This is a genomic window from Mesorhizobium sp. M2A.F.Ca.ET.037.01.1.1 (genome assembly GCF_003998075.1).
GTDB lineage: Bacteria > Pseudomonadota > Alphaproteobacteria > Rhizobiales > Rhizobiaceae > Mesorhizobium.
On the sequence record NZ_RZSA01000472.1, the window covers coordinates 1 to 4,950 of the forward strand.

Here is a 4,950-nt window from a genome sequence, read left to right on the forward strand (position 1 = left end):
GGCTGTTCCTCTATGCCGGCCTCGCCGACAAGTTCGAGGGCCGCGTCCATCAGCCGCCGGCCCGTGTCGTGACGCTTGCGTTGCATGAGCCGGTCGGCGTCGTGGGCATCGTTGCGCCGGACAACCAGCCGCTGCTCAACTTCATCTCGCTGATCGCCCCGGCGCTCGCCATGGGCAACACGGTGGTCGCGGTTCCGTCGGAGCGGCATCCGCTTTTGGCCACCGACCTCTACCAGGTGATCGAATATTCCGACTTGCCTGCCGGCGCGATCAACATCGTCACCGGCCGCAGCGCCGAGCTTGCCGGTGTGCTGGCCAAGCATGACGATGTCGACGGGCTCTGGCTGTTCGCCGATGCCGACACCTGCGCCAAGGCGGAGGCGGATTCCATCGGCAACCTCAAGCGCGTCTGGACCGGCAATGGCCGCACGCTCGATTGGACGTCGAGCGAGGCGGCCGGCGAGCCCTTCCTGCGCCGGGCCATTGAGGTCAAGAACGTCTGGGTGCCTTACGGCGACTGAGGCGTTCCGCCGAGGCACCGCGCGACGGAACCATTTCAGCCGCTGTCGCGAAGGTGATCGCCTTCGGGCTTGACGCTCGGGCGCGTGTTCTTTAACGAGAAAAAACATCTTTATCTGTGAAATGGAAATCTGACCGCACGATGCCGGCTGTCTGGCACACCACCCCGGGGCCGGCCATCGATAGAGGCGAAACGCTCCAGGCAGGCGAGGAAAAAAATGGCGGATCTGACAGGTAAGGTGGTTGTCATAACCGCGGCGGCGCAAGGCATCGGTCGGGCGAGCGCGCTGGCTTTCGCCAAGGCAGGCGCAAGCGTTCACGCCACCGATATCAACGAGCCGTTGCTGGCGGAGTTGGGCAAAACCCCCGGCATTACGACGCGAAAACTCGATGTGCTGAACGACGCGGCCGTCGCTTCCGCCTTCGCCGAGATCGGCCGCGTCGATGTGCTGTTCAACTGCGCTGGCTTCGTCCATGGCGGTTCAATTCTGGAGATGAAGGACGAGGATCTCGACTTCGCGCTCAACCTCAATGTCCGTTCGATGATCCGCACCATCCGCGCCGTGCTGCCAGGCATGCTGGAGCGCGGCGACGGCTCGATCATCAACATGGCCTCGCTGGCAAGCTCGCAGAAGGGCGTGCCGAACCGCTTCGTCTACGGGCTGACCAAGGCGGCCGTGGTCGGCCTGACCAAGGCGGTCGCCGCCGACTATGTCGCCATGGGCATTCGCTGCAACGCCATCTGCCCGGGCACGGTCGAAAGCCCGTCGTTGCAGGACCGCATGCATGCACAGGGCGACTATGAGGCGGCGCGAGCGGCCTTCATCGCCCGCCAGCCGATGGGCCGGCTTGGCACGCCGGAGGAGATCGCCGATCTCGCCGTCTACCTTGCCGGCGCCACCTACACGTCGGGGCAGGCCTACAACATCGACGGCGGCTGGTCGATCTGACGAAAGGCTCCGAAGTCGGCGGGTTGGTCGGATCGAAACGTCTGAAAATCTCGACGATTTGGCCGGCATCGCAGCGGGCTCGCTTGCCGCCGGTGTGGTCGGCGACTACGGTCCGCTGGCTTTGATGGGAATTTGTGAAAACGGCCGCTGGCCGCAAGGTGGAGAACGTTGAGATGAAGTTGTTGCGCTATGGCGAAGCTGGCAGTGAAAAGCCCGGCCTGCTTGATGCGGATGGGAATATCCGCGACCTTTCCGCTCATGTCGCCGATATTGCCGGGACGACGCTTCATCCGGCCTCGCTGGAGATGCTCTCCAAGCTCGATCCCAAGACGCTGCCGGTGGTCTCCGGCAAGCCGCGCCTGGGCGCCTGCGTCGCCGGCACGGGCAAATTTATCTGCATCGGCCTCAACTATTCCGATCACGCCGCCGAGACCGGCGCCACGGTGCCGCCGGAGCCGATCATCTTCATGAAGGCAAGTTCCGCCATCGTCGGCCCGGATGACGACGTGCTCATCCCGCGCGGTTCGGAAAAGACCGATTGGGAAGTCGAGCTCGCCGTGATCATTGGCAAGACGGCAAAATATGTTTCGGAGGACGACGCGCTGGATTATGTCGCCGGCTACGCCGTCGCGCATGATGTGTCGGAGCGCGCCTTCCAGGCCGAGCGCCAGGGCCAGTGGACCAAGGGCAAATCCTGCGACACGTTCGGACCGATCGGCCCGTGGCTGGTCACCAAGGACGAGGTCGCCGACCCGCAGAACCTGAAGATGTGGCTGACCGTCAACGGCAAGACCATGCAGAACGGCTCGACCAAGACCATGGTCTACGGCGTGAAGTATCTGGTCTCCTATCTCAGCCAGTTCATGTCGCTGCATCCCGGCGACATCATCTCCACCGGCACGCCGCCCGGCGTCGGGCTGGGCATGAAGCCGCCGGTGTTCCTGAAGGCCGGCGACGTGGTGGAGCTCGGCATCGAAGGCATGGGCCAGCAGAAGCAGACGTTCAAGGCGGACGAGTAAGCCGGCGCTTACCTCAACACCTTCCCATCCGCGCCAAGCCGATACGTCTTCGCCGCGTCCGGCGTCGCATAAAGCGTCGCGCCGGGCTCGGCATTGTACACGCCGAAGATGCGCACCGTGATCAGCCCGGCCTTCTCGCAGTCGAGGTAGAGGTTGGTGTCGGCGCCGAGATGCTCGGCATGCACCACCGTGCCCTTCCAGGCGCCGGAATTCGCATCGACTGTCAGATGCTCCGGCCGCACCCCGATGGTCTTCGCCGTTTCGCCCAGTCGCGCGCCGTCGATGAAATTCATCTTCGGCGAGCCGATGAAGCCGGCGACGAATTCGTTGGCCGGCGAATTGTAGAGCTCCATCGGGCTGCCGATCTGCTCGATGCGGCCGGCATTGAGGACGACGATCTTGTCAGCCAGCGTCATCGCCTCGACCTGGTCGTGGGTGACATAGATCATCGTCGCCCTGAGCCGCCGGTGCAGTTGCGCGATCTCCAGCCTTGTGTTGACGCGCAGCGCCGCATCGAGGTTCGACAGCGGCTCGTCGAACAGAAAAAGCTTCGGCTCGCGCACCACGGCGCGGCCGATGGCGACGCGCTGGCGCTGGCCGCCCGACAATTCCGCAGGGCGGCGCTCGAGATAGGGCTCGAGCGACAGCATCGCGGATGCGATCTTGATGCGGCGCTCGATCTCGGCGGTTGGCGTGCCGGCCTGCTTGAGGCCCAGCGCCATGTTGTTCTTCACCGTCAGATGCGGATAGAGCGCGTAGGTCTGGAACACCATGGCGATGCCGCGTTTCGCCGGCGGCGTGACCGAGACATCGGCGCCGTCGATCAGCACGCGGCCGGAGGTCGAGTCCTCCAGGCCCGCGATCACGCGCAGCAGCGTCGACTTCCCGCAGCCGGACGGGCCGACGAAGACGACGAACTCGCCGTCCGTCACTTCGAGGTCGATGCCCTTCAGCACCTCGACCGGCCCGAAAGCCTTCTTCACATTCTCGATCTTCAGCGAGCCCACGGCTTCGTTCCTGTTCTAGAGTTTGACGGCGTTACCGCTGCGCACGCTCTCGTCGGCGGCGAGGCAGACGGCGAGCGACTTCACGGCATCGTCCATGTGGCGGGTGAGATCGATATTTTCGCGGATGGCCTTGAGCAGGAAGGCCTGCTCCAGATCGCAGAGCTCCTGGTGGCCCGGCTCACCCTCCATCGACAGCAGCTGGTCTTCCTTGGCCAAGCTGCCGTCGGGTCCGGTCGCCGCACTATGCAGCCGGATGGTCGAGGTCTTGGTGTGGGTGTCGATGTCGTCGGACTTCACGCCCTCCTTCATGACGATCGACACGCAGCCCCTGGGCGACATCACGTCCTTCACGAAGAAGGCTGTCTCGGAGATCATCGGCCCCCAGCCGGCTTCATACCAGCCGACAGAACCGTCCTCGAACAGCACCTGCAGGTGGCCGTAATTGTACATCGACGGCGCCACCTCGTCGCTGAGCCGCACGCCCATGCCGCGCACCTCGATCGGCCTCGCGTCGGTGATCTGCAGCATGACGTCGAGATAATGCACGCCGCAGTCGACGATCGGCGAGGTCGTCTGCATCAGATGCTTGTGCGTCTCCCAGGTGTGGCCGGAGGATTGCTGGTTGAGGTTCATGCGGAAGACATATGGACCGCCGAGCTTGCGCGCCTCGGCGATCAGCCGGATCCAGGACGGATGGTGGCGCAATATATAGCCGATCACCAGTTTCCTGCCGTTGGCCTTGGCCGCATCGACGACGCGTTGCGCGTCGGCAACGGTCGTCGCCAGCGGCTTCTCGACGAAGACGTGGCAACCGGCCTCGAAGGCCCGCACCGCATAGTCGGCATGGCTGTCGGAATAGGTGGCGATCGCGGCGACGTCCGGCTTCTCGTCGCGCAGCACCTCCTCGAAGGAGCGGCGGATGTCGTAGCCGCCAAGCCCCTCCGGCAACGGCACGTCGGAGCGGTTGACCAGCGCGGCGATGTCGAAGCCCGGATTGGTGTGATAGGCCAGCGCATGGCTGCGGCCCATATTGCCAAGGCCGGCGACGACGACACGAAGGGGTTTATCGCTCACAGACTGCTCCACTTTCTTTTGAGAGGGTGTCACCCCGGGCGGGGTGAAGCGCAGCCCTGTGGAGAGTTGGCTGTTACGGCTCACTTGACGGCTCCCGATGTGATGCCGCGGATCAGTTGCCGCGAGAAGATGACATAGAGGATGAGCACCGGCAGGATCGCCAGCGACAGCGCCGCCAGGATCGCGTTCCAATTGGTGACGAACTGGCCGAGGAAGAGCTGCGCGCCGAGCGTCACCGTCTTGGTCTCTTCCGACGGCGCCAGGATCAGCGGGAACCACAGATCGTTCCAGATCGGGATCATGGTGAAGACGGCGACCGTTGCCATCGCCGGCCGCACCAGCGGCAGGACAAGGCGGAAGAAGATCGTATATTCCGACAGC

Annotated in this window: 5 protein-coding genes and 1 pseudogene; 3 read left to right on the top strand and 3 right to left on the bottom strand. The window is 64.2% G+C overall.

Going from position 1 to position 4,950, the window contains the following annotated elements; genetic code table 11:
* From EOA27_RS21725 to EOA27_RS21735, 3 genes are all read left to right on the top strand, one after another.
* Positions 1 to 521, top strand: a 521-nt coding sequence (locus EOA27_RS21725; RefSeq protein WP_127257130.1) for an aldehyde dehydrogenase family protein, incomplete at its 5' end; no start/stop codon positions are given.
* A 216-nt stretch (positions 522 to 737) separates the two neighbouring features.
* Positions 738 to 1,469, top strand: a complete 732-nt coding sequence (locus EOA27_RS21730; RefSeq protein WP_126079961.1) for an SDR family oxidoreductase — start codon at positions 738 to 740, stop codon at positions 1,467 to 1,469.
* Positions 1,470 to 1,642: 173 nt separating this feature from the next.
* Entirely contained in the window at positions 1,643 to 2,488 is an 846-nt protein-coding gene (locus EOA27_RS21735) for a fumarylacetoacetate hydrolase family protein (RefSeq protein WP_126079960.1), read from the top strand.
* Between the two features lie 8 nt (positions 2,489 to 2,496).
* On the opposite strand, the gene EOA27_RS21740 is transcribed toward EOA27_RS21735, so the two are convergent.
* The 3 genes and pseudogenes from EOA27_RS21740 to EOA27_RS21750 all read right to left on the bottom strand — a co-directional run.
* Positions 2,497 to 3,495: an ABC transporter ATP-binding protein gene (locus tag EOA27_RS21740; RefSeq protein ID WP_126079959.1), complete on the bottom strand. Its 999-nt coding sequence runs from the start codon at positions 3,493 to 3,495 to the stop codon at positions 2,497 to 2,499.
* A gap of 15 nt (positions 3,496 to 3,510) precedes the next feature.
* A complete protein-coding gene (locus tag EOA27_RS21745) occupies positions 3,511 to 4,569 on the bottom strand; it encodes a Gfo/Idh/MocA family oxidoreductase (protein ID WP_126079958.1) in 1,059 nt (352 codons plus the stop codon).
* Between the two features lie 80 nt (positions 4,570 to 4,649).
* A pseudogene (locus EOA27_RS21750) lies at positions 4,650 to 4,950 on the bottom strand (ABC transporter permease subunit); the annotation flags it as partial.